The organism is Corallococcus sp. AB032C (assembly GCF_003668935.1).
Taxonomy (GTDB): Bacteria; Myxococcota; Myxococcia; order Myxococcales; family Myxococcaceae; genus Corallococcus; species Corallococcus exiguus.
Genome location: NZ_RAWP01000090.1, coordinates 20,825 through 42,706 on the forward strand (window position 1 = coordinate 20,825; position 21,882 = coordinate 42,706).

Here is a 21,882-nt window from a genome sequence, read left to right on the forward strand (position 1 = left end):
GACACGACGTGTCCGTCCAGCAATGAGCGCTGGAGTGAATCTGGCGTTAACGTGCCAGCGTGCTCAAGGCCCTCGTCATCGTCTGCATCCTGTTGCCCCTGGCGGAGCTGTACCTGCTGATCACCCTGGGGCATCACATCGGGTTGGGGTCCACGCTCGCGCTGCTGGCGGTCTCCGCCGTGCTGGGGAGCCTCATCGCCCGGAGGCAGGGCGAGAAGGTGTTCCGCAACTGGCGCGAGGCCATGGCGGGCGGCGGCGTGCCCGAGGAGGGCCTGCTCAACGGTGTGCTGGTGATGGTGGGCGGCGCGCTGCTCATCGCGCCTGGGTTCATCTCGGACCTGATGGGGCTCTCGCTGATGGTGCCGCCGGTGCGCCGCTGGGTGACGGCGCGGGTACGGCGCTCGCTGGAGAAGACGCTGCGGTCGGGCACCGTGCGGTTCACGCAGGTCGGGCCTGTTCCGGGCGTGGATCCGTTCGAGGACGCCCGGCGCTTCGACGCGCAGGAGACGCCCGCGAAGGTGGAGCCCTCGCCCTCGGAAGAAGGCCCCTCCACCTTCCGCCGCCCCCGGAGCGAAGGGGGCGAGGTGGACGCGGAGTTCACCAGCGACGAGGAACCCCGGGGCTGACGGGTACGCGCTGGGGCGAGCCGTTCCAGCGAGGTGTCACGGGCGCGGGAGCCGGCATGGGCGCGGGGGCACCGGGCTCGGGTTCGGCGGACATGCCCAGGGCGATGCGGGCCTCGGTGGCGTAGCGGCCGTTGGGGAACTCGCGGAGGTACTGGCGGAACTCGTCCTCCGCGTCCGCGGGCAGGTGCTGCCTGTTGAGGCAGCGGCCGCGCAGGATGCGGGCCTGTTCACGGTGGCTCGTGCGAGGGCTGGCGGCGGCGATCTCCCCCAGTCCCACGAGGAACTGCCCGCACGTGGTGGGGGCCGTCTGGACCTTGGCGTAGCCGAGGAAGCGCTCGTCGGAGTCGTCCGACATCAGTCCGCCCGGAACGAGCGCCCCCAGCGTCTTGCGCTTGCGCGGCTCCGCGGGCGTGGCCGGAGCCATGGAGGGAGCCTGCACGGCGCCCGGCACGGGCGCGGAGGACGCGAGCGAACCCGCTGAAGCGCCAGGGTAGGGCGCGAAGTCGTCGGACGGGGTGGGCTCGCGCGGAGGCACGGCCTGGGGAATCTCCGTGTTGGGAGCGTGCGCCTGGGCCAGGGCCTCGCCTGGCGAGGGCACCGCAGGGGCCTGGGCGACGGCGGTGCGAGGCGCCTCGGGAGCCGGAGCATCAGGCGCCTTCTGGGCGACGGCCTGCGACGGCGCGGCGTTGTTCTCCACGGGCTGGGTGCCGGGCGTCTTCTGGGCGACGGCCTGCGACGGCGCTGAGTTGTTCTCCCCGGGCGAGGAGCCGGGAGCCGGCTTGATCGCCTCCGAGGGCGCGGAGTGGGTGGCAACGGACGGGCTCACTTCGACGCGCGCCGGTCCCTTCTTCGCGGGCACGACGCTCGCGACCACGGCACCGGGCTCCGCGGCCCGCAGGTCTCGGAACGCCTGCCGGTCTCCGGCGGAGAGCGCGCGAGGCTTCAAGGTTTCACCCGTGCCCGCGAGCTCCACGCGTTCGCCCGCGTCCACGAAGCGCGGAGGCTGACCCTCCGCGTCCACGCGCACGCGCCCTTCGAGCACCGCCACCGCGGCTCCAGCCGCCGTGCGCTCCACGGAGAAGACCGTCCCCACGACGGACACCCGCAGGCCCGCGGACTCCACGAGGAACGCGTCGCGCCGCGCATGCGAGGCATTCACGGACAGCCGTCCCTGCTGGACGGTCAGGTGCACGGCGTTCGACTCGGCGCGGGCGAACACCACGTCCGAGCCCGCCGACAGACGCACGCGGCTCTCATCCGGAAGCCGCAGCACGGCCGACGCCTTCGGAGGCGTCCGCACCGCCATGCCCGAGCGCAGCCGCATCCCGGCCGCCAGCGCATGTTCCGCACCGGTGGCCTCTCGCACCACCGCGCCGGTGACACGCTCCGCCTCCGTGGTGGACGCAGCCTCCGAATGAGCCGCGACCGCTTCCTGCTTCGCGGGCGCCACCTCTGGACGGGCCGGGACCGCTTCCTCCGTCGGCGCGTGGGAAGCCCCCGTGCCAGCAACCGCCTCCGAAGGAGGCGTCCGCACCGCGACGGGCGTCGTGTTCCCCTCCTGCTTCCAGCGCCCCCCACCCAGCCACACCACCAGCGCGACGGCGCAGGCCCCCGCGAGCGTCATCGCCCACGGCGACAGGAACCGCCGCTCGGGCACCGCCATCCGCTTCGCCGCGGCCGCCTTCAGCTTCGCCCCCGTCTCCTCCCACCGCACGGAGGGCTCCACGGAGCGCGCCGTGTGCAGCAGCGCCCGGGCCTCCACCACGCGCTTCCACTCCGCCGCGCACGCGGCGCACTCCGCCACATGCGTCTCCACGCGGGCCTTGCCGGCGGCATCCAGCTCCCCCGCGGCCAGCGCCCACAGGGCCTGTGTCTCATGACCGGCCATGGGAACCTCCCATCGGCCGGGCGACGACCAGACGCTGCATGGCTTCGGTGAACTCCAATCTCGCGTGGTGCAGGCGGCTGCGCACGGTGTTCGGAGAGCTTCCCACGGCGAGGGCAATCTCGTCCGGGCTCATGCCGCACAGCTCGGCGTAGACGAAGACGATGCGCTTCTTGGGCTTGAGCTTCTCCAGCGCCGCCTCCACCAGCCGGGCGGCCTGACGACGCTCCGCGGCACGCTCCGGGTCCTCCCCCGTCGCCACCATCTCCGGCGGGTCCGCGAAGGAGTCCTCTGGCCGGCGCCGCTTCCACCTCAGATGGCTGAGCGCCACGTTGGCGCACACCCGATAGAGGAACGTCTTGAAGCGGGACTCCCCCCGGAAGCCCTTCACCGCCGTGAGCAGCCGCAGGTACGTCTCCTGAAGGAGGTCGTCCACCTCCACGCGGTTGCCCACCAGGTGGCGCAGGGTACGCGCCGCGTCCAGCTTCGTGGCCTCGTAGAGCTGCTCGAAGGCGGTCAGGTCCCCCTGTTGGACGCGCTGGACCAGGAGCCGCAGGCGGGCCTCGTCCGCGGAAGCCGGGCCACGCGCGTCCGCCACGTCCACGCCGGACTCCGGCGGGACCGCGGACGCCCACGTGCGCGCTCCTCGGCTGAACACCAGGCCTTCTCCTTCAGGGCGACGCCGGACGTCCCCTTTCTCCAGGAACGCCCTCCAGTCTGTGTCGGTGGTCCAGACGAGCACACTGCCTCCGTGCCCCTGGGTCTCCGGAGAGACGAAAAAAGATCAAAATTATTTGATCAATCTGGCCGCCTCTTGCGTCGAAGGCTCTCGAAATCGGATGACCCCCCCGGTGGCCGGTCCGGACCCATCCCCTTCTTTGGAGCCCCCACTCATGAGGAACATCACGCTTCGCGGCACATTGGTCGTGCCGTTCCTTGCGCTGTTAGGCCTGCTGTCGGGTTGCATCCTGGAGACGAACGGCGGCGGGTACTGGCCCGACGACGACTACGACTCCAGCTACGGCTGCTCCACCACGTCCGACTGCGGCTCGAACCAGTACTGTCACTCCGGTAGCTGCTGGGACCTGAACTCCGACTCCAAGAACTGCGTCTACTCCAGCGAGTGTCCCGGCACGCAGATGTGCATCAACGGCTGGTGCGCCCAGTCGTGCTACCGCGACTCGGAATGTGGCGCGAACGGCCGCTGCAAGGACAACTTCTGTACCTCCTCCGGCACCAAGCCGGACGCGGGCACCACGGACGGCGGCACCAAGCCGGATGCCGGCACCAAGCCGGACGCGGGCACGGACGGCGGCACCAAGCCGGACGCGGGCACGGACGGCGGCACCAAGCCGGACGCGGGCTCCGACGCCGGCACCGCGGTCTGCCGGGTCAACTCTGACTGCGGCGCGGACCACTACTGCATCAACGGCGCGTGCCGTCAGCAGTGCGACAGGGACGACAAGTGCGGCCCGGGTGGCCTGTGCGTCCAGGGCCTGTGCCAGAAGCCGCCGACGGACCCGAACGCGTGCACCACGGAGGCCCAGTGCCCCTCGGGCCGCGACTGCGTGAACGGCCAGTGCCGCGCGCCCTGCTCCTCCACGACGGAGTGCTCGGCGGACACCAAGTGCGAGGTGGGCTACTGCCTGCCCATTCCGTCCGGCGGCCAGTGCAAGGCCAACTGCGAGTGCCCGGCGGGCCAGGTCTGCAACAGCGGCCAGTGCAAGTCGCCGCAGCCGGACCCGGGCCAGGCGTGCCTCGCCAACTGCGACTGCCCCTCCGGCCAGGTGTGCACGAGCGGTTACTGCAAGGCGCCGGTGCCGGACGCGGGCTCGGGCAGCAACTGGTCCTGCACGGTGAACTGCGAGTGCCCGTCCGGTGAGGTCTGCACCAGCGGCAAGTGCAAGCTGCCTCCGCCGCAGCCGTCGAACGACGCGGGGACGTCCGGCACCGTGTGCCGCGCCAACTGCGAGTGCCCGGCGGGCCAGGCCTGCAACAGCGGCCAGTGCAAGCCGGTGAACCACGGCTCCGGCAAGGTCTGCCAGGCCAACTGCGAGTGCCCGTCCGGCGAGCGCTGCCAGGACAACGTCTGCTGGCTGTAGCCGTCAGCGGCTGAAGCTCACCGCGAGGGGGCCACCATGCGCCAGCATCGGTGGATCTCCTTGCGGTGGAAGTCCTCGGGGATGGAGCGGGGGGTGATTTCCTCCACCTGCGCCATGTCCCGGGTGGCGGAGTCCTTCAGTTCGAAGCCCAGGAAGTTGGTGGAGAAGTAGAGGACGCCTCCGGGGGCCATGAGCGCCCGGAGGTGTTCCATCATCCGCACGTGGTCGCGCTGCACGTCGAAGTTCCCCGACATCTTCTTCGACGTGGAGAACGACGGCGGGTCGCAGACGATGAGGTCGTACTTGTCGTCCCCGTGCTTCGCCTGGTCCTCCAGCCACGCCTTCGCGTCCGCGCGGATGAGCACGTGGCGCGGGTCCGCCAGGCCGTTGAGGACCAGGTTGTCCTCCGCCCAATCCAGGTACGTGTTGGACAGGTCCACGCTCACGCTGCCCGCCGCGCCGCCGGCCGCCGCGTACACGGTGAACGCGCCGGTGTAGGCGAAGAGGTTGAGGAAGTGCTTCCCCTTGGCTTCGCTGCGCACGCGAGCGCGGGTGTTGCGGTGGTCCATGAAGAGGCCGGTGTCCAGGTAGTCGCCCAGGTTCACCCAGAACTTGAGGCCCTGCTCCTCCACCACCAGCCGTTCGCTGCCCTCTCCCACGCGGCCGTACTGTGAGCGGCCCCAGGGCTGGGGCGTGTGCGTCTTCACGGATGTGCGCTCGGGCGGCACGCCTAGCACTGCGGTGACGGCGGCGAGCACTTCCGCGCGGTCCGCGTCCGCGTTCGCGCCCTTCGCGTGGGCCTTGCGGCGCGGGAACTCCACCACGTGGGCGTGGTCGCCGTAGAGGTCCACGGCGTAGGAGTACTCGGGGATGTCCCTGTCGTAGACGCGGAAGGCGGTGAGCCCCTGCGCGCGAGCCCACTTGCGCAGGCGCTTCGCGTTCTTGCGCAGGCGGTTCTCGAACATGCCCGCGCCCTGCGTCTCCTGATTGCCTTCGTCCGCCATGGCTCCCCTCATATTGCAGGCCGCCCCGGGGGCGGGGGAAAACCATGGCCCATGAGCGTGCGCGTCGAGAAGAACGGCCCCGTCACTACCGTCATCCTCCACCGGCCGGAGGTCCGCAACGCGGTGGATGCCGACACGGCGCGCGAGCTGGCGGACGCCTTCCGTGCCTTCGACGCGGACCCCGACGCGCGCGTGGGCGTGCTGTACGGCGACGCGGGCACCTTCTGCGCGGGCGCGGACCTGAAGGCCGTGTCGGAAGGGCGCCTGTTGCGTCTGGAGCCGGATGGCGACGGGCCCATGGGGCCTTCGCGCATGCGGCTGTCCAAGCCGGTGGTGGCGGCCATCAGCGGCCACGCGGTGGCGGGCGGCCTGGAGCTGGCGCTGTGGTGCGACCTGCGCGTGGCGGAGGAGGACGCGGTGCTGGGCGTCTTCTGCCGCCGCTGGGGCGTGCCCCTCATCGACGGAGGCACCGTGCGCCTGCCCCGGCTGATTGGCCTGTCTCGCGCCCTGGACCTCATCCTCACCGGCTGCCCCGTGTCGTCTGCCGAGGCGCTGGGCATGGGCCTGGTCAACCGCGTGGTGCCGAAGGGCGAGGCCCGGAGCGCCGCGGAAGCGCTGGCCGCCCAGATTGCCGCCTTCCCCCAGGCCTGCATGAACGCGGACCGTGCCTCCGCCTACGCCCAGGGCGACCTGGCCTTCGAAGACGCGATGCGCCAGGAGTTCGGGGGCGGGATGAAGGTGCTCCAGTCGGAGTCCATCCCCGGGGCCACGCGCTTCGCGAAAGGGGCGGGCCGGCACGGCCGCTTCGAGTAGGACGACTCCGGGACAGGCCGGGGACGCTGCGCGGCCGGTGGGACTGTGTTAGTTCGCGAAGCCATGCGCTTCGACACGCTCGCCATCCACGCCGGCCAGGAGCCGGATCCCACCACCGGCGCCATCATGACGCCCGTGTACCTGACCTCCACCTACGTCCAGGACGGGCCGGGGGAGCACAAGGGCTACGAGTACAGCCGCACGCAGAACCCCACGCGCAAGGCGCTGCAGGACTGCCTGGCCGCGCTGGAAGGCGCGAAGTACGGCGCCGCGTTCGCGTCCGGCCTGGCCGGCACGGACATGCTGATGCACATGCTGGAGGCCGGTGACCACGTCATCGTCTCCGACGACGTGTACGGCGGCACCTTCCGCATCTTCGACAAGGTGTTCAAGCGCTCCGGCCTGAACTTCTCCTTCGTGGACCTCTCCAAGCCGGAGAACTTCGAGGCGGCCATCACCCCGAAGACGAAGATGGTCTGGGTGGAGACGCCGACGAACCCGATGCTCAAGCTCATCGACCTGGCGCGCATCGCCGAGGTCGCCAAGAAGCGCGGCATCATCTCCGTCGCGGACAACACGTTCATGACGCCGTACTTCCAGAAGCCGCTCGACCTGGGCTTCGACGTCGTGGCGCACTCCACGACGAAGTACCTGAACGGCCACAGCGACGTGGTGGGCGGCTTCGTCTGCACCAGCCGCGATGACATCGCGGAGCGGATGTACTTCCTGCAGAACGCGGTGGGCGGCGTGTCCGGCGCCTTCGACAGCTTCCTCGTGCTGCGCGGCGTGAAGACGCTGCACGTGCGCATGGACCGCCACGCGCAGAACGCGATGAAGGTGGCCCAGTACCTGTCCACGCACAAGCAGGTGAAGAAGGTCACCTACCCGGGCCTGGAGACGCATCCGCAGTACGCGCTCGCGAAGCAGCAGATGACCGGCTTCGGCGGCATGCTGACGTTCGACATCCACGGCGGCCTGGAGGCGGCGCGCACCTTCCTCAAGACGGTGAAGGTCTTCGCCTGCGCCGAGTCCCTGGGCGGCGTCGAGTCCCTCATCGAGCACCCCGCCATCATGACCCACGCCTCCGTCCCCAAGGAGATGCGGGAGAAGCTGGGCATCCTGGACGGCTTCATCCGCCTGTCCGTCGGCATCGAGGACGCGCAGGACCTCATCGACGACCTCGCGCAGGCGCTCGACCGCGTGAAGTAGTCGGCGCGCTCGCTCGCGCTCCAGGCGGCCTGGCCTGCCCTCCGGGGCAGGGGGAATGTTGGTTGGAACACAACGTTTCCGGCGCGATGCGTAACCGACTGCTTGGCCCCACCTGCCTCCTGGGCGCGTGGCTCGCGACTGGCTGCGAGTCACCGCCCGCTCCCACTGACTCCGACGTTCCTCCGGCCGCGCTGCCGGAGTCGCTCTCCGCGTCCAACTGCAACCAGCTCACCGCGAAGGCCGTGACGGCCAGCGGCGACGACGGCAACGTTGCCGGCAACACGCAGGACGACGACCTCGCCACGCGCTGGAGCGCGCAGGGGACGGGCGTCTGGCTCCAGATGGACCTGGGCTCGGCGCAGACGCTCACGGGCACCACCATCGCGTGGCACCGGGGCAACGAGCGCCAGAACCACTTCGTCGTCTCCACGTCCACCGACGGCGGCACCTTCACCCATGCGTACGCGGGTGACAGCGCGCTCAACGCGTCCGCGCAGACGGTGGCGTTCTCCTCGCGCAGCGCGCGCTACGTGCGCATCACCGTCAACGGCAACACGGTGAACGACTGGAACTCCATCGCGGAGGTCCGTGCGTGCGCTGCCAGTGCGCCGCCGTCCTCCAGCGACTCCGGCCCCACGCTGCCTCGCCTGCCATACCTCCAGAGCGTGAAGCAGACGTCCGCCATCGTGGCCTTCCGCACCGCGAGCACCTGCAACCCCACGGTGCGCTACGGCGAGGGCACCAGCCTCACGTCCTCCGTCAGCGCGGGCATGTCCGGCACGCGCCACGCGGTGAAGCTGGACGGCCTGTCCGCGGGCCGCACCTACGGCTACGTGGTGGAGGCCTGCGGCAGCAAGACGGGTCTGCGCGGGTTCCAGACGTCCACGACGTCCTCGGCCACCAGGGCGCACTTCACCGCGATGGGTGACTTCGGCACCGGCGGCAGTATGCAGGCGAAGGTGATGGCGGTGATGAACACGCCGCAGTGGCGCTCGGAGCTGCTGCTGGCCCTGGGCGACAACGCGTACCCGAACGGCACGGACGCGGAGTTCCAGGAGCACCTCTTCAAGCCCATGGCGGGCCTCCTGCGCGAAGTGCCCATGTTCGCCACGCCCGGCAACCACGAGTACGTGACGAACCAGGCGCAGCCCTACCTGGACAACATGTACCTGCCGGCCAACAACCCGCAGGGCTCCGAGCGCTATTACTCCTTCGACTGGGGCCCGGTGCACTTCATCTCCCTGGACTCCAACTGCGCGGTGGGTCTGGCGTCGGCGGACCGGTGCACGCTCGCGGCGCAGAAGGCGTGGGCGGAGTCGGACCTGGCCGCGAACACGCGTCCGTGGACGGTGGCCTTCTTCCACCACCCGTCGTGGTCCAGCGGTGAGCACGGTTCGCAGCTCACCATGCGCCGACAGTTCGGCCCGCTGTTCGAGAAGTACGGCGTGGATCTGGTGCTCACCGGACATGACCACGACTACGAGCGCAGCAAGCCCATGTACGGCGACAACGTGGCCTCCAGCACCCAGCGCGGCATCCCGTACCTCGTGGTGGGCAGCGGTGGCGCCACGCTGCGTCCCTTCGCCACCAGCCAGCCCGCGTGGACCGCGCTGCGCGACAACCAGGCCTACGGCTTCCTGGACGTGACGGTGGACGGCGGCACGCTCACCGCGCGGCTGATCACCTCCAGCAACACCGTGCGCGACACGCTGACGCTCAAGAAGACGTTGGCCAAGGCTTCGGTCCGCGGTGTCCAGGCCAGCGCGCTGGAGGCGGATGAAGCCGCGGCGGAGGAGGCGCACGACACGCCGCCGGGCCCCACGGACGACCGCGCGGAGCCGGCCTTGCGTGGCCCCGTTCCTCCCGCGGACACGCCGGAGTCCGTGGCCGACCCTGAAGAGCCGCTTCCGCAGTAGCCGCGAGACCCGCCGGAGGGTAGGGAAGGGCTGAACCGCCGGCGGGCCCGGCACCAACGGAAGGGACACCATGCGCTACTTCGAGGACTTCCCCGTCGGCGAAATCATGGAGCGGGGGCCGTACGTGGTGACGCGCGAGGAGATCATCGCGTTCGCGCGCCAGTTCGACCCCCAGCCCTTCCACATCGACGAGGACGCCGCCGGCAAGAGCATCTACGGCGGCATCATCGCCAGCGGGTGGCACACCGCCGCCATCTGCCACAAGCTCATGGTGGAGGGCCTGCTGGGCCAGGCCGCCGGCATGGGTTCACCGGGCCTGGACGAACTGCGCTGGAAGAAGCCGGTGCGTCCCGGTGACTCGCTCCGGATCCGCATCGAGACGCTGGAGGCGAGGCCCTCCACGAGCAAGCCGGACCGCGGCGCGCTCAAGCTGCGCCTGGAGGTCGTGAACCAGAATGGCGAGGTGGTGATGACGGAGGTGGCCAACGCCCTCTTCGCCCGCCGCCCGCCGTCCCCCTGACGGTTCAGTCCACCTTCACGGTGCGGTCCGCGACACAGCGGGCTTCGAGAATCGTGGCGGCCATTTTGAGTTCCGGGGCTGACCTGGGTTACCAATACGCCCAAAGGAGAAGCCCATGTCCAATACCAATGAGGTCGTTCCTCCTCCGGCGCCCAGCCGGCTGAAGCGCCCCGTGGAAGTGGTGCGCGCGGAGCTGCTGGCGGATGCCGACGTGCAGCAGCAGGCGGAGATGCTGAAGATCCCCGTCGCGCAGTACGTGGAGAAGATCCTCGACTACGCCATCCACCCGGACAAGCCGCCCCAGCTGGAGATCATCCCCGACGAGGAGCTGAAGGCGCGCGACCCGAAGATCCCCACGGTGGATGAGATTGGCACCCACCTGCAGAAGATCATCGACGGGGAGATCTCCATCAGCCCCGCCCAGCAGCGCGACGGCTTCAGCAGCGACAAGAGCCACGAGCAGCGCTACAGCGCCGCGCTGGGCGCCACCGCCAAGCCCGGCCAGACCGTGGCCCCCAAGCCTGGGGCCGCCGTGGATCCGGCGGAGGCCAAGAAGGGCCCCATCCGGGGCTGAGCCGTACTTCCAAGGCCCTGGAATCACAGGGCTTTGGGGTGGGTCACTCGGATAATCCCGGAACCGGCAACTTCTCCGGCGTTCCTCCGAGAATCCCACTGTCAGTCTCACTTCGAGGGCCCGCGCGGCCCTCCACGAAAAGGATCAGACCATGGGTGGCATCGGCAAGGCTCTCGGCAAGGTGATGGACATCGTCAAGCCGTTCGTGTCGGCGGTGAACCCGCTGCTCGGCGCGGCGATGGGCTTCGCCAGCGGTCTGATGCAGGGCAAGAACCCCCTCCAGGCGCTGCTGGGCGCGGCCACCGACCTCATCCCGGGCGGCGGCGTGCTCAAGAACGCGCTGGGGGCCTTCGCCGGCTCCGGCCTGATGGATGGCGCGGGCGGCAACAGCCTGCTGTCCGGCGCGCTGAACCTGGCGAAGGGCAAGAGCAAGGTCACCGACATCGTCGGCGACCTGTTCAAGGCCACCAAGAGCAACCCGCTCACCAACCTGGGCATGAACAACGCGACCGAGCTCGCCGCCCAGAAGATGTCCACGTTCCTCTCCTAGTCCATGAAGGCCGTCCGCTTCGACCCCAAGGTCCACCACGAACTGCTCAACCTGTGGCGCAAGCCGTGGGATGAGACGATGACGCCGGAGGCCCTGCCGGAATACGGCTTCGTGGTGCCGGAGAAGGCGGCGGGCTTCCTGTACCGCACGGACAGCTCGGTGGCGCTGATTGAAGGCATCATCGCCGCGCCCGGGCTGACCAAGGAGGACCGCAACGAAGCCGTCAACGCCATCGTCGCCGCCGTCCGCGACGAGGCCCGGAAACAGGGCTTCAAGCTGCTGCTGGGCTACTCGCAGCTGGACGCCATCAAGAACCGCGCGGAGCGCTTCGGCTTCATGCACGTGGGGCCGGGCTACCACATGGTGGCCCTGGACCTGACGAAGCCGGACCCCGCGGGACTCTGAAGAACCCGCAGCACCGCTCAAGAAACACGACGGGCCCGAAGGGAGGATGTCCTCCTCCTTCCGGGCCCGCGGTGTTTCAGGCGCTCGCGCCCGCGGCCTTAAGAGGCCGTGCGGTGCAGGTGGTCGATGAGGTCGATCTTCGTGACGATGGCGATGACGGTCTCGCCGTCCTTCACCACGGCCACGTTGTCGCGCGCGAAGATTTCACGCAGCCGGTCGATGCTGGCGTCGGCGGACACGGCGCCCTGGAGCGGGGCGACGATGGGGTCGATGGCGTCCTGGAACTTCACCTTGTTGGCGACCAGGGCGTTGAGCAGGTCGTACTCGTGCACCATGCCCACTGCGCGCCCGTCGTCGGACACCACGGGCATCTGGCTGATGCCGTGGCTGCGCATGGTCTCCACCACGCGGTCCACGCGGTCACCGCGCTGGGCCGTCTTCAGGTCGCGGGGCTTCGCACCGATGATGTCGCGCACCGTGCCGGCGCCCTTCTCCTGCATGAAGCCGTTGTCGCGCATCCACTCGTCGGAGTGGAACTTGCTGATGTAGCTGCTGCCAGAGTCCGGCAGGACGACCACGATGGTCTTCCCCTTGCCGACCTCCTTCGCCAGCTGCACCGCCACGTGCACCGCCGCGCCGGACGAGCCGCCCGCGAAGATGCCCTCTTCGCGCGCGAGGCGGCGAGCGGCGTTGAAGCACATGCGGTCATCCACCTGGCGCACGTCGTCCACGACCTTGAAGTCCATGGCGCCGCAGAGCATGTCCTCGCCAATGCCCTCGACCTTGTAGACGTGCGGCTCGGTGAGCTTGCCCGTCTTGAAGTAGCCCTCGTAGACGGAGCCTTCCGGATCCACGCCGACGTTCTTCAGGCCGGGGATCTTCTCCTTGAGGTACTTGCCGGCGCCGCTCATGGTGCCGCCGGTGCCCAGGCCGGACACGAAGTAGTCGAACTTGCCTTCGGTCTGCTGGAAGATCTCCGGACCCGTCGTGTGGTAGTGCGCCTCGATGTTGTCCGGGTTGTGGTACTGGTTCAGCATGAACGCGCCCGGCGTCTCCTTGGCCAGGCGCTTGGACGTCTCGTAGTAGCTGCGAGGGTCCTCCGCCGGAACGTTCGTCGGCGTGACGACGACCTGGGCGCCCATGGCCTTCAGGCGGTTGATCTTCTCCAGGGACATCTTGTCCGGCATGGTGAAGATGCACTTGTAGCCCTTCACCGCCGCGGCCAGCGCCACGCCCATGCCGGTGTTGCCGGACGTGTTCTCCACGATGGTGCCGCCGGGCTTGAGCTTCCCCTCCCGCTCGGCCTTTTCGATGATGTAGAGCGCCATGCGGTCCTTGATGGACGCGCCGGGGTTCATGAACTCGCACTTCACGAGCACGGTGGCGTCGTTCGGACCGACGAGCTTGTTGAGCTTCACCAGCGGCGTGTGGCCAATGGCGGTGAGGATGTTCTGTTGGATGTCCATCGTGCGTGGCTTCCCGAAAAAAGTGAGGGTCGGGGCCTTATATGTTCTCCGCCCTGTCAGGGGGAACATGCCCGAAGGCGGGCCCCTTCCTGACGCAGGATGCCGCGACCGGGTGGGCGTTTCCCCGGCCTCTCCAGGGCAGGTCCCCTTGGATGTAGGGGCGAGGCTCCTCGTCGCGTAGGCGACAGGGCAGGCGTCCGCCGGGCGTGTGGCCCACGCGGGCTTTGACCCGTCGCGCCGTGCCTCCGATACTCGCGGGCGTCTTTCCCTTCCCCCTCTGGAGTACCCGCCCCCCATGGAACTTGAGGCCGCCCTTCGCGACCAGGTGGGACAGGCCATTGGCCGTCCCGTCCCCGATGCCCCCATCAAGAAGTTTAAGGGCGACGCGAGCAACCGCTCCTACTACCGCGTCGGCACGCCCCCGGAGAGCTGGGTGCTGATGGTGATGCCGCCGGACGCGACGAAGACGAGCGAGGAGGCCACCAAGGGCGAGCCCCCGAAGGAGCTGCCCTTCGTCAACGTCCACCGCTACCTGGAGAAGCTGGGCGTGCGCGTGCCGCGAATCCTCCGCTACGACGAGCCCGCCGGCATCATGGTGCTGGAGGACCTGAGCGACATCACCTTCGAGTCCGCGCTGGAGGGGGGCCGCCACAACCAGGCGCTCTACACGCGCGCGGTGGACCTGCTGGCGAAGCTGCGCGTACAGGCGGAGAAGCAGCGCGACCCGGAGTGCCTGGCCTTCACGCGCGCCTTCGACGAGGACCTGTACGACTGGGAGCTGCACCACTTCCGCGAGTGGGGCCTGGAGGCCTGGAGCGGAAAGCTGCCCACGGACGCGGAGCGCGCGGAGCTGGACGCCACGTTCCGGGACATCGCGAAGCAGCTGGCCGCCGCGCCGCGAGGCTTCACGCACCGCGACTACCAGAGCCGCAACATCATGGTGAAGGAGGGCGAGCTCGTCGTCATCGACTTCCAGGACGCGCTCCAGGGGCCGCGCCAGTACGACCTGGTGGCGCTCCTGCGCGACAGCTACGTGGAGCTGGACCGCGACTTCGTGGACACGATGCTGGATCGCTACATCGCCACGTTCGAGCAGGAGAGCGGGGAGAAGATCGACGCCAGGGAGTTCAAGGCGTTCTTCGACCTGCTCACCATCCAGCGCAAGCTGAAGGACGCGGGCCGCTTCGAGTTCATCAACCGCGTGAAGGGCAACCCGGGCTTCCTGGTGTCCATCCCGGCGTCGCTGCGCTACGTGAAGGCCGCGTTCGCGCGCCGGCCGGAGCTGGCGCCGCTGCAGAAGCTGGTGGCGAAGTACGTGCCCGAGCTGGCGGCCTGAAGACATGAAAGCGATGGTCCTCTGCGCGGGCCTGGGCACGCGCCTGCGCCCGCTCACGGAGCGCTGGCCCAAGCCGGCCATGCCGTTCCTCGGGCAGCCGCTGCTGCGCTACCACCTGGCGGTGTTGAAGGCGGCGGGCGTGACGGCGGTGGGCATCAACACGCACCACCTGCCGGACACGATGGCGGCGGTGGCTCGCGAGGAGTGTGAGCGCGCGGGGCTGCCGCTGCATGTGGTGCACGAGCCCGTCATCCAACGCACGGGCGGAGGCATCCGCGGCCTGCGCGACTTCCTCTCCGGAGAGGACTTCCTCGTGTTCAACGGGGACATCCTCTTCCCGGTGGACCTGAAGCCGGTGGTCGCGGCGCACCGCGAGTCCGGCGCGGTGGCGACGATGGTGCTGCTGCCCATGCCGGAGGGGGAGAAGTACGCGGCGGTGGAGGCGGACGCGGGCGGGCAGGTGCGCCGCATCGCGGGGTACGGACCGGGCGGCGATGGCCTGAAGCCGTGGCACTTCACGGGCGTGCACGTGATGTCCCCCAGCGTGTTCGACTTCATGACGGCGGAAGGCCCCGAGGACATCAACCGCGAGGTCTACGTGCGGGTGATGCAGGCGGGGCTCCAGGTGCGTGGCCACGCGGTGGAGGCGTACTGGTCCGACCTGGGCATGCCGTCGCGCTATCTGGCCACGGTGCGGGACGTGCTCGAAGGGCGCGTGCCGTTGCAGGCGCTGGGGAAGGACTCACCGCTCGCGGGGCTGAAGGCCGGGGCGGACAGCGCCTGGGTGCACCCGGAGGCCCGCATCGCGGGAACGGTGCGCGGGCCCGTGTACGTGGGCGCGGGCAGCGTGGTGGACGCGGGAGCCACCGTGGGCCCGGGCGTGTCGGTGGGCCCGGGAGCGCGGGTGGGGCAGGGCGCGAAGCTGGAGCGCTGCGCCGTGTTCGAGGAGACGCAGGTGTCACCCGGTGAGTCGCTCACCGAGGTGCTCGCGTGGGGCCCGCACCGGGTGCCCGCGCCGCTCGCGGGTCGCTGAGCCCGGCCCCACGCACGCCTGAAGGTCCGCGCTCCTTGGGGAGCACGGGCCTTCACGCGTCCGGAAGGGACGGGTGCCTCAGGCGGCGTGGTAGCGCGCGAGCACGCAGGTGACGTTGTCGTTGCCGCCCGCCGCGTTGGCCAGGTCGATGAGCTGGCCGCACGCCTTCTCCAGCTCCGGCGTGCGCGACAGGATGTCCTGCATCTGCGCGTCGGTGATCATGCCGCTCAGTCCGTCCGAGCACAGCAGGAAGACGTCGTTCTCCAGCGGATCCACGCGGGTGACGTCCACCTGCACCTGCTCCTTCATCCCCAGAGCCCGGACGATGACGTTCTTGTGGGGGAAGTTCTCGATCTCCTCCGGCGTGAGCTTCTTCGCCTTGAGGTAGTCGTTGAGCAGCGAGTGGTCCTCCGTCACCTGCTGGAGGATGCCGCCGCGGAAGAAGTACACGCGGCTGTCGCCCACGTGGCCCACGTAGACGCCGTTCTCCGCGAAGTGCACGGACACGATGGTGGTGCCCATGCCCTTGTACTTGGTGTCCACCGTGGCGCGCTCGAAGATGCGCGCGTTCGCCAGCTTGATGCCGGTGGCCAGGCGGTTCTCGTCGTAGTTGCGCTGCTTGTCCATCTTGAAGGGCCAGGTGGCGTCCTGGTCCTTGGACGTGAGGCGGAAGAACTCACCCAGCTCGTCTACCGCGATGCGGCTGGCGATCTCCCCGGACGAGTGACCGCCCATGCCGTCCGCCACGACCATGAGGTTCTCCTCGGGGAGCACGAGGTAGTTGTCCTCGTTGTGGTTCCGCTTCATCCCGACGTGGGTGCTGCCGGCGACCTCGATGCGCATGCGAAGGGACTCTTCCGGGGAGAGGCGTGAAAATCGGGGCGCGACGTTAACAAAGCGCTCCAAAAGGGGTCAAAAACCTCTCGTCTGTCCCAGCATTCCCCCCTGCGGGTACGGGTGGGTGGGAAGGCACGGGCCCCTGGCCCCCTAGGCGCCCGGGGGCTCTCCCGGGGCAAAGAGCAGGCGGTCGCCCTCCTGGGTGCCGCTGGCCAGGAGGACCCCGGCGGGCAATTCCAGGACGGAGCGGGCCTTGAAGTAGATGGACGAGGTCCGCCAGGGAGGCATGGCGGACAGTTGCTTGACGATGCGCCCTTCCGCGTCCAGGAAGGCGACGTCGATGGGGATGCGCATGAAGAAGGTGTGGATGGAGTTGCAGGGCTCGATGTGCATCCCGCCCCCCATGGGCAGCGAGGCGCGGCCCATGAGCCCCTGGAAGCGCTGGACGAAGGACTCGGCGCGTTCGGCGCGGTCCGCGAGCAGCCGCTGCCGCGTTTCGTTGGTCACCCTCCAGTGCATGTCCGGTGTTCTATCCCATGCTTGAGCCCCTGGCGTCCCCCCTGCACCTGGTCCTCGTCTCCCCTCAGATTCCGCCCAACACCGGCAACGTGGCCCGGCTGTGCGCGGTGACGGGGTGCCGGCTCATTTTGGTGGAGCCCCTGGGGTTCTCCATCGACGACCGGAACCTGAAGCGGGCGGGGCTGGACTACTGGGACAAGGTGTTCCTGAAGCTGTACCCGACCTACGACGCCTATGTCGCGGAGTACCCCCAGGCCCGGCGGTGGCTGTTCTCCGCCCGGGCGGAGACGTCGCTGTACGCGGCGCGGTTCGAGCCGGGGGACCACCTGGTGTTCGGCTCGGAGGTGACGGGGCTGTTGCCGGAGGTGATGGAGGGGGGGACGGGGACGCCGGTGACCATCCCGATGCTGCCGGAGCGCCGGAGCTTGAATCTTTCGACCTCGGTGGGGATTGGCGCCTACGAGGCGCTGCGGCAGGTGCAGCTGGGGATGGCGGCCAGGCAGGCACCGCCGTCGAATTGAGGGGCGAGCGGGACGGGCTACACTCCGTGGCCGAATGTCCGCCTCGCAGGTCGCCGAAGCGCTGTATGCCGCCCACAAGTCCCGAGCCACCGGCCGGCTGACGCTGCACGCCGGTGGACGCGAGTCCGCGCTGTGGCTGCGCGAGGGCGACCTGGTGGGCGCGAAGCTGGGCTTCGGCTATCAGACGCCGGCGCAGGCGCTCTTCCAGAACGGGTTGCTGGGAGTGGACGCCCTGGACGCGCTGTGGGCGCGGGGTGGGGCGGCGGCGCCGGACGAGGAGCTGCTGGAGGACAGCGGGCTGCGGCCCGCGGTGGTGCACGAGCAGCAGGTGCTGGCGCAGGTGCGGCGGCTGAGCGAGCTCGCGGAGCGCGCGGACTTCGAGGCGGAGTCGGTGGACGCGGTGGGGGATTTCGCGCCCATCGCGGGGGTGCGGGTGGTGCGGGCGGCGCTGGAGCCGGCGCCCAGTGAGCCCGTGCCCGCGAGGGTCTACCGCTGCCCGGAGGTGGCGGCGTGCGAGCCGTGGCTGACGGATGCGTCGGAGCGGAGCCTGTTGGAGACGCTGGGGGCGTTCCGAAGGCCGGAGTCGCTGACGGGGGCACAGCAGGCGCTGCTGCGGGTGCTGGAGCGCGAGGGCCGCATCGAGGCCCTGTCGGTGGAGGAGTGGGAGGAGCGCGAGCGGCTGCGGCGCGAGGAGGCGCTGCGGCAGGCGGAGGAGGAGGCCTGGGCCATCGAGGAGGCGCGCCGGCGCGAGGAGGCGGAGCGGCTCGCGGAGGAGGCGAGGCTCGCGGAGCTGGCGCGGCTGGAGGCGGAGCGGCTGGCGGAGGAGGCTCGGCTCGCGGAAGAGGCCCGGCTCGCGGAGCTTGCGCGCATTGAGGCGGAGCGGCTGGAGGAAGAGGCTCGGCTCCAGGCGCTGGAAGAGGCACGGCTGGCGGAGGAGGCACGGCTTCGGGCGGAGGAGGAAGCGCGGCTGGAGGCGGAGCGGCTGGCGGAGGAGGCCCGGCTCGCGGAACTGGCGCGCATTGAAGCGGAGCGGCTCGCCGAAGAGGCCCGGCTGGCGGAGCTGGCTCGGCTGGAGGCGGAGCGGCTCGCCGAAGAGGCCCGGCTTGCTGAGCTGGCGCGCATCGAAGCGGAGCTGCTGGAGGCGGAGCGGCTGGCGGAGGAGGCTCGGCTCGCGGAAGAGGCCCGGCTTGCTGAGCTGGCGCGCATCGAAGCGGAGCTGCTGGAGGCGGAGCGGCTGGCGGAGGAGGCTCGGCTCGCGGAAGAGGCCCGGCTTGCGGAGCTGGCGCGCATTGAAGCGGAACGGCTGGAGGCGGAGCGGCTGGCGGAGGAGGCTCGGCTCGCGGAAGAGGCCCGGCTCGCGGAGCTGGCGCGCAATGAAGCGGAGCGGCTCGCGGAAGAGGCCCGGTTGGCAGAGCTTGCTCGGCTCGAAGCGGAGCGACTCGCCGAAGAGGCTCGGCTTGCGGAACTGGCGCGCATTGAAGCCGAGCGACTCGCGGAGGAGGCTCGACTCGCCGAAGAGGCGCGCATTGAAGCCGAGCGACTCGCCGAAGAGGCGCGGTTGGCTGAACTGGCGCGCATTGAAGCTGAACGTCTGGCCGAAGAAGCTCGGCTCGCGGAGCTTTCTCGCGTTGAAGCAGAGCGACTCGCGGAGGAGGCGCGGCTCGAAGCAGAGCGACTCGCGGAGGAGGCCCGGCTCGCGGAGGAGGCGCGGCTCGAAGCAGAGCGACTCGCGGAGGAGGCTCGGCTCGCGGAGGAGGCGCGGCTCGAAGCAGAGCGGCTCGCGGAAGAGGCTCGGCTGGCCGAAGAAGCACGCCTTCGTGCAGAGGAGGAAGCCCGCCTTGCAGAAGAGGCCCAGTTCGCGGAGGAGGCACGGCTTCGTGCTGAGGAAGAGGCCCGACTCGCGGAAGAGGCACGTCTCCGGGCGATAGAGGAAGCCCGCATTGCGGAGGAGGCCCGACTCGCGGAAGAGGCTCGACTCCGCGCGGAGGAGGAAGCTCGTCTGGCGGAAGAGGCGCGTCTGGCCGAAGAGGCGCGGCTGCGTGCGGAAGAGGAGGCTCGGCTCGCGGAAGAGGCGCGTCTTCGTGCGGAAGAGGAAGCACGTCTGGCCGAAGAGGCACGCCTTGCCGAAGAGGCACGCCTTGCCGAAGAGGCACGCCTCGCGGAGGAAGCCCGCCTTCGTGCTGAGGAAGAGGCGCGGCTCGCAGAAGAGGCTCGCCTTCGCGCGATCGAGGAGGCCCGGCTCGCGGAAGAGGCGCGGTTGCGTGCGGAAGAAGAGGCTCGGCTCGCGGAAGAGGCTCGGCTGCTTGCGGAAGAGGAGGCACGGCTCGCCGAAGAGGCCCTCCTTGCCGAGGAAGCCGCTCGAATCGAAGCAGCGCGCCTTGCTGAAGAGGCTCGACAGGCAGAGGAAGCACGCCTCGCCGAGGAAGTCCGGCTGCGAGCAGAGGAAGAAGCCCGGCTCGCGGAGCTGGCACGCATTGAGGCAGAGCGACTCGCTGAAGAGGCGCGGCTTGCGGAAGAGGCCCGTCTGGCCGAAGAAGCTCGGCTGCGTGCGGAAGAGGAGGCCCGGCTCGCGGAAGAGGCCCGTCTTCGCGCTGAGGAGGAAGCGCGTCTGGCAGAAGAGGCGCGTCTGGCCGAAGAAGCTCGGCTGCGTGCGGAAGAGGAGGCCCGGCTCGCGGAAGAGGCGCGCCTACGCGCCGAAGAGGAGGCCCGGCTCGCCGAGGAGGCCCGCCTCGCCGAGGAAGCGCGCCTTCGTGAAGAAGAGGCACGTCTGGCCGAAGAGGCTCGGCTCGCCGAAGAGGCCCGGCTTCGTGCCGAAGAAGAAGCTCGCTTGGCGGAGGAGGCCCGCCTTCTCGCGGAGGAAGAGGCTCGGCTCGCAGAGGAGGCTCGCCTTCGTGCTGAGGAAGAGGCTCGCCTCGCCGAAGAGGCTCGGCTTGCGGAGGAGGCTCGACTCGCAGAGGAGTCTCGCCTTCGTGCGGAAGAAGAGGCTCGGCTTGCGGAGGAGGCTCGCCTAGCCGAAGAGGCTCGTCTCGCGGAAGAAGCCCGCCTGCGTGCAGAGGAAGAGGCCCGCCTCGCGGAAGAGGCTCGGCTCGCGGAGGAGGCACGGCTTCGTGCCGAAGAGGCACGACTCGCCGAAGAGGCGCGTCTGGCCGAAGAGGCGCGTCTGGCCGAAGAGGCCCGGCTTCGGGCGGAGGAAGAGGCTCGCCTTGCCGAGGAGGCACGTCTCGCCGAAGAGACCCGCCTCGCGGAAGAGGCTCGGCTGCGTGCGGAAGAAGAGGCTCGGCTCGCGGAAGAGGCTCGGCTGGCCGAAGAGGCTCGGCTGCGTGCGGAAGAAGAGGCTCGGCTCGCGGAAGAGGCTCGGCTTCGTGCTGTAGAAGAGGCGCGTTTGGCCGAAGAGGCCCGGCTCGCGGAAGAAGCTCGCCTGGCAGAAGAGGCGCGCCTGCGCGCAGAGGAAGAGGCCCGACTCGCCGAAGAGGCTCGACTCCGTGCAGATGAAGAGGCGCGCCTCTTGGAGGAAGCGCGGCTTCGCGCGGAGGAGGAATCCCGACTCCGTGCAGAGGAAGAGGCCCGGCTGGCGGAAGAAGCGCGCTTGGCCGAAGAGGCTCGGCTTCGCGCGATTGAAGAGGCTCGACTCGCTGAGGAAGCGCGTCTGGCTGAAGAAGCGCGCCTGCGTGCGGCGGAGGAAGCTCGCCTCGCCGAAGAGGCTCGGCTTGCCGAGGAAGCTCGCCTCGCCGAGGAAGTTCGCCTCGCCGAGGAAGCTCGCCTTCGTGCTGAAGAAGAGGCTCGGCTTGCAGAGGAAGCTCGCCTCGCCGAGGAAGCTCGCCTTCGTGCGGAAGAAGAGGCTCGGCTTGCAGAGGAAGCTCGCCTCGCCGAGGAAGTTCGGCTCGCCGAGGAAGCTCGCCTTCGTGCTGAAGAAGAGGCTCGGCTTGCCGAGGAAGCTCGCCTCGCCGAGGAAGCTCGCCTCGCCGAGGAAGCTCGCCTCGCCGAGGAAGTTCGCCTCGCCGAGGAAGCTCGCCTTCGTGCTGAAGAAGAGGCTCGGCTTGCAGAGGAAGCTCGTCTTCGTGCGGCGGTAGAGGCACGGCTCGCGGAGGAGGCTCGCCTAGCCGAAGAGGCGCGACTGGCCGAAGCCGCCCGCCTCGCGGAAGTGGCTCGGCTCGCGGAAGAAGCCCGCCTTCGTGCGGAGGAAGAGGCCCGTCTCGCGGAAGAGGCGCGACTGGTCGAAGAGGCCCGCCTCGCGGAAGAGGCCCGGCTCGCGGAAGAGGCTCGACTCGCTGAGGAAGCGCGTCTGGCCGAAGAAGCGCGCCTGCGTGCGGAGGAAGAGGCTCGGCTCGCGGAAGAGTCCCGCTTGGTCGAAGAGGCCCGCCTTCGCGCAGAGGAGCAAGCCCTCCTTGCCGAAGAGGCCGCTCGAATCGAAGCCGCCCGGCTTGCCGAAGAAGCTCGCGTTCGCGCCGAAGCCGAAGCCCAGCGCCTCGCCGAAGCCGCCCGCCTCGCCGAAGAGGCCCGTGCCGCCGAAGCCCAGCGCCTGTCCGAACAGGGCAAGCCCGCCCATCCGCCCTCACTCCCCCGGCG

At 69.8% G+C, this 21,882-nt stretch carries 18 protein-coding genes and 1 pseudogene; 13 read left to right on the plus strand and 6 right to left on the minus strand.

Features of this window, described 5'->3' with window-relative positions; translation table 11 throughout:
- Positions 1 to 59: 59 nt before the first annotated feature.
- Complete coding sequence (locus D7X99_RS31025; protein ID WP_121780928.1) at positions 60 to 626, plus strand: FxsA family protein; 567 nt, start codon at positions 60 to 62, stop codon at positions 624 to 626.
- Here D7X99_RS31025 and D7X99_RS31030 read toward each other — a convergent pair.
- Positions 598 to 2,514, minus strand: a complete 1,917-nt coding sequence (locus D7X99_RS31030; RefSeq protein ID WP_121780929.1) for a FecR family protein — start codon at positions 2,512 to 2,514, stop codon at positions 598 to 600. The genes D7X99_RS31025 and D7X99_RS31030 overlap by 29 nt on opposite strands.
- The gene (locus D7X99_RS31035) at positions 2,501 to 3,169 is read right to left on the minus strand and encodes an RNA polymerase sigma factor (protein ID WP_120578614.1); all 669 of its coding nucleotides are present in this window, start codon (positions 3,167 to 3,169) and stop codon (positions 2,501 to 2,503) included. The genes D7X99_RS31030 and D7X99_RS31035 overlap by 14 nt, the downstream gene beginning before the upstream one ends.
- 235 nt (positions 3,170 to 3,404) lie before the next feature.
- Between D7X99_RS31035 and D7X99_RS31040 the strand changes: the two genes are divergently transcribed.
- Positions 3,405 to 4,613 carry a Dickkopf N-terminal cysteine-rich domain-containing protein gene (locus D7X99_RS31040; RefSeq protein WP_121780930.1) on the plus strand — a complete coding sequence of 403 codons (1,209 nt, stop codon included), beginning with the start codon at positions 3,405 to 3,407 and terminating at the stop codon, positions 4,611 to 4,613.
- Between the two features lie 17 nt (positions 4,614 to 4,630).
- On the opposite strand, the gene D7X99_RS31045 is transcribed toward D7X99_RS31040, so the two are convergent.
- Complete coding sequence (locus D7X99_RS31045) at positions 4,631 to 5,617, minus strand: class I SAM-dependent methyltransferase (protein ID WP_121780931.1); 987 nt, start codon at positions 5,615 to 5,617, stop codon at positions 4,631 to 4,633.
- Between the two features lie 51 nt (positions 5,618 to 5,668).
- Between D7X99_RS31045 and D7X99_RS31050 the strand changes: the two genes are divergently transcribed.
- The 7 genes from D7X99_RS31050 (at position 5,669) to D7X99_RS31080 (ending at position 11,604) form a co-directional block, all read left to right on the plus strand.
- The gene (locus D7X99_RS31050; protein ID WP_121780932.1) at positions 5,669 to 6,430 is read left to right on the plus strand and encodes a crotonase/enoyl-CoA hydratase family protein; all 762 of its coding nucleotides are present in this window, start codon (positions 5,669 to 5,671) and stop codon (positions 6,428 to 6,430) included.
- 63 nt (positions 6,431 to 6,493) lie between these two features.
- Positions 6,494 to 7,639 (plus strand): cystathionine gamma-synthase, encoded by a 1,146-nt coding sequence (locus D7X99_RS31055; protein WP_120578610.1) that lies wholly within the window; start codon positions 6,494 to 6,496, stop codon positions 7,637 to 7,639.
- A gap of 86 nt (positions 7,640 to 7,725) precedes the next feature.
- Positions 7,726 to 9,555, plus strand: coding sequence for a discoidin domain-containing protein (locus D7X99_RS31060; protein ID WP_121780933.1), 1,830 nt, complete (start codon positions 7,726 to 7,728; stop codon positions 9,553 to 9,555).
- Between the two features lie 70 nt (positions 9,556 to 9,625).
- A complete protein-coding gene (locus tag D7X99_RS31065; RefSeq protein ID WP_121780934.1) occupies positions 9,626 to 10,075 on the plus strand; it encodes a MaoC family dehydratase in 450 nt (149 codons plus the stop codon).
- Between the two features lie 115 nt (positions 10,076 to 10,190).
- Positions 10,191 to 10,649 carry a hypothetical protein gene (locus tag D7X99_RS31070; protein WP_121780935.1) on the plus strand — a complete coding sequence of 153 codons (459 nt, stop codon included), beginning with the start codon at positions 10,191 to 10,193 and terminating at the stop codon, positions 10,647 to 10,649.
- Between the two features lie 151 nt (positions 10,650 to 10,800).
- Positions 10,801 to 11,199: a hypothetical protein gene (locus D7X99_RS31075; RefSeq protein WP_120578606.1), complete on the plus strand. Its 399-nt coding sequence runs from the start codon at positions 10,801 to 10,803 to the stop codon at positions 11,197 to 11,199.
- A gap of 3 nt (positions 11,200 to 11,202) precedes the next feature.
- On the plus strand, positions 11,203 to 11,604 hold the full coding sequence (locus D7X99_RS31080) for a hypothetical protein (RefSeq protein ID WP_121780936.1): 402 nt from the start codon (positions 11,203 to 11,205) through the stop codon (positions 11,602 to 11,604).
- 98 nt (positions 11,605 to 11,702) lie between these two features.
- Here the strand turns inward: D7X99_RS31080 and D7X99_RS31085 are convergent, their stop codons facing one another.
- Positions 11,703 to 13,070, minus strand: coding sequence for a pyridoxal-phosphate dependent enzyme (locus D7X99_RS31085; RefSeq protein WP_121780937.1), 1,368 nt, complete (start codon positions 13,068 to 13,070; stop codon positions 11,703 to 11,705).
- 295 nt (positions 13,071 to 13,365) lie between these two features.
- On the opposite strand from D7X99_RS31085, the gene D7X99_RS31090 reads away from it, so the two are divergent.
- Together D7X99_RS31090 and D7X99_RS31095 are read left to right on the plus strand one after the other, a co-directional pair.
- Complete coding sequence (locus tag D7X99_RS31090) at positions 13,366 to 14,406, plus strand: aminoglycoside phosphotransferase family protein (RefSeq protein WP_121780938.1); 1,041 nt, start codon at positions 13,366 to 13,368, stop codon at positions 14,404 to 14,406.
- A 4-nt stretch (positions 14,407 to 14,410) separates the two neighbouring features.
- Entirely contained in the window at positions 14,411 to 15,439 is a 1,029-nt protein-coding gene (locus tag D7X99_RS31095) for an NDP-sugar synthase (protein ID WP_121780939.1), read from the plus strand.
- Positions 15,440 to 15,517: 78 nt separating this feature from the next.
- Here the strand turns inward: D7X99_RS31095 and D7X99_RS31100 are convergent, their stop codons facing one another.
- The gene (locus D7X99_RS31100) at positions 15,518 to 16,282 is read right to left on the minus strand and encodes a Stp1/IreP family PP2C-type Ser/Thr phosphatase (RefSeq protein WP_120566850.1); all 765 of its coding nucleotides are present in this window, start codon (positions 16,280 to 16,282) and stop codon (positions 15,518 to 15,520) included.
- Between the two features lie 144 nt (positions 16,283 to 16,426).
- Positions 16,427 to 16,795, minus strand: a complete 369-nt coding sequence (locus D7X99_RS31105; protein WP_121780940.1) for a DUF192 domain-containing protein — start codon at positions 16,793 to 16,795, stop codon at positions 16,427 to 16,429.
- A 17-nt stretch (positions 16,796 to 16,812) separates the two neighbouring features.
- Here D7X99_RS31105 and D7X99_RS31110 point away from each other — a divergent pair, with 17 nt between their 5' ends.
- Together D7X99_RS31110 and D7X99_RS44540 are read left to right on the plus strand one after the other, a co-directional pair.
- Positions 16,813 to 17,316 (plus strand): tRNA (cytidine(34)-2'-O)-methyltransferase, encoded by a 504-nt coding sequence (locus D7X99_RS31110; RefSeq protein ID WP_120600063.1) that lies wholly within the window; start codon positions 16,813 to 16,815, stop codon positions 17,314 to 17,316.
- A 34-nt stretch (positions 17,317 to 17,350) separates the two neighbouring features.
- Positions 17,351 to 21,882, plus strand: a pseudogene (locus D7X99_RS44540) (DUF4388 domain-containing protein); the annotation flags it as partial.

Bases quoted from the DNA above. Each gene is read 5' to 3' on its own strand.
- D7X99_RS31055 (WP_120578610.1), top strand. From the start codon at position 6,494: ATGCGCTTCGACACGCTCGCCATCCACGCCGGCCAGGAGCCGGATCCC.
- D7X99_RS31080 (WP_121780936.1), top strand. From the start codon at position 11,203: ATGAAGGCCGTCCGCTTCGACCCCAAGGTCCACCACGAACTGCTCAAC.
- D7X99_RS31105 (WP_121780940.1), bottom strand. From the start codon at position 16,795: ATGCACTGGAGGGTGACCAACGAAACGCGGCAGCGGCTGCTCGCGGAC.
- D7X99_RS31070 (WP_121780935.1), top strand. From the start codon at position 10,191: ATGTCCAATACCAATGAGGTCGTTCCTCCTCCGGCGCCCAGCCGGCTG.
- D7X99_RS31095 (WP_121780939.1), top strand. From the start codon at position 14,411: ATGAAAGCGATGGTCCTCTGCGCGGGCCTGGGCACGCGCCTGCGCCCG.
- D7X99_RS31090 (WP_121780938.1), top strand. From the start codon at position 13,366: ATGGAACTTGAGGCCGCCCTTCGCGACCAGGTGGGACAGGCCATTGGC.
- D7X99_RS31060 (WP_121780933.1), top strand. From the start codon at position 7,726: ATGCGTAACCGACTGCTTGGCCCCACCTGCCTCCTGGGCGCGTGGCTC.
- D7X99_RS31030 (WP_121780929.1), bottom strand. From the start codon at position 2,514: ATGGCCGGTCATGAGACACAGGCCCTGTGGGCGCTGGCCGCGGGGGAG.
- D7X99_RS31065 (WP_121780934.1), top strand. From the start codon at position 9,626: ATGCGCTACTTCGAGGACTTCCCCGTCGGCGAAATCATGGAGCGGGGG.
- D7X99_RS31100 (WP_120566850.1), bottom strand. From the start codon at position 16,282: ATGCGCATCGAGGTCGCCGGCAGCACCCACGTCGGGATGAAGCGGAAC.
- D7X99_RS31085 (WP_121780937.1), bottom strand. From the start codon at position 13,070: ATGGACATCCAACAGAACATCCTCACCGCCATTGGCCACACGCCGCTG.
- D7X99_RS31045 (WP_121780931.1), bottom strand. From the start codon at position 5,617: ATGGCGGACGAAGGCAATCAGGAGACGCAGGGCGCGGGCATGTTCGAG.
- D7X99_RS31050 (WP_121780932.1), top strand. From the start codon at position 5,669: ATGAGCGTGCGCGTCGAGAAGAACGGCCCCGTCACTACCGTCATCCTC.
- D7X99_RS31040 (WP_121780930.1), top strand. From the start codon at position 3,405: ATGAGGAACATCACGCTTCGCGGCACATTGGTCGTGCCGTTCCTTGCG.
- D7X99_RS31075 (WP_120578606.1), top strand. From the start codon at position 10,801: ATGGGTGGCATCGGCAAGGCTCTCGGCAAGGTGATGGACATCGTCAAG.
- D7X99_RS31110 (WP_120600063.1), top strand. From the start codon at position 16,813: ATGCTTGAGCCCCTGGCGTCCCCCCTGCACCTGGTCCTCGTCTCCCCT.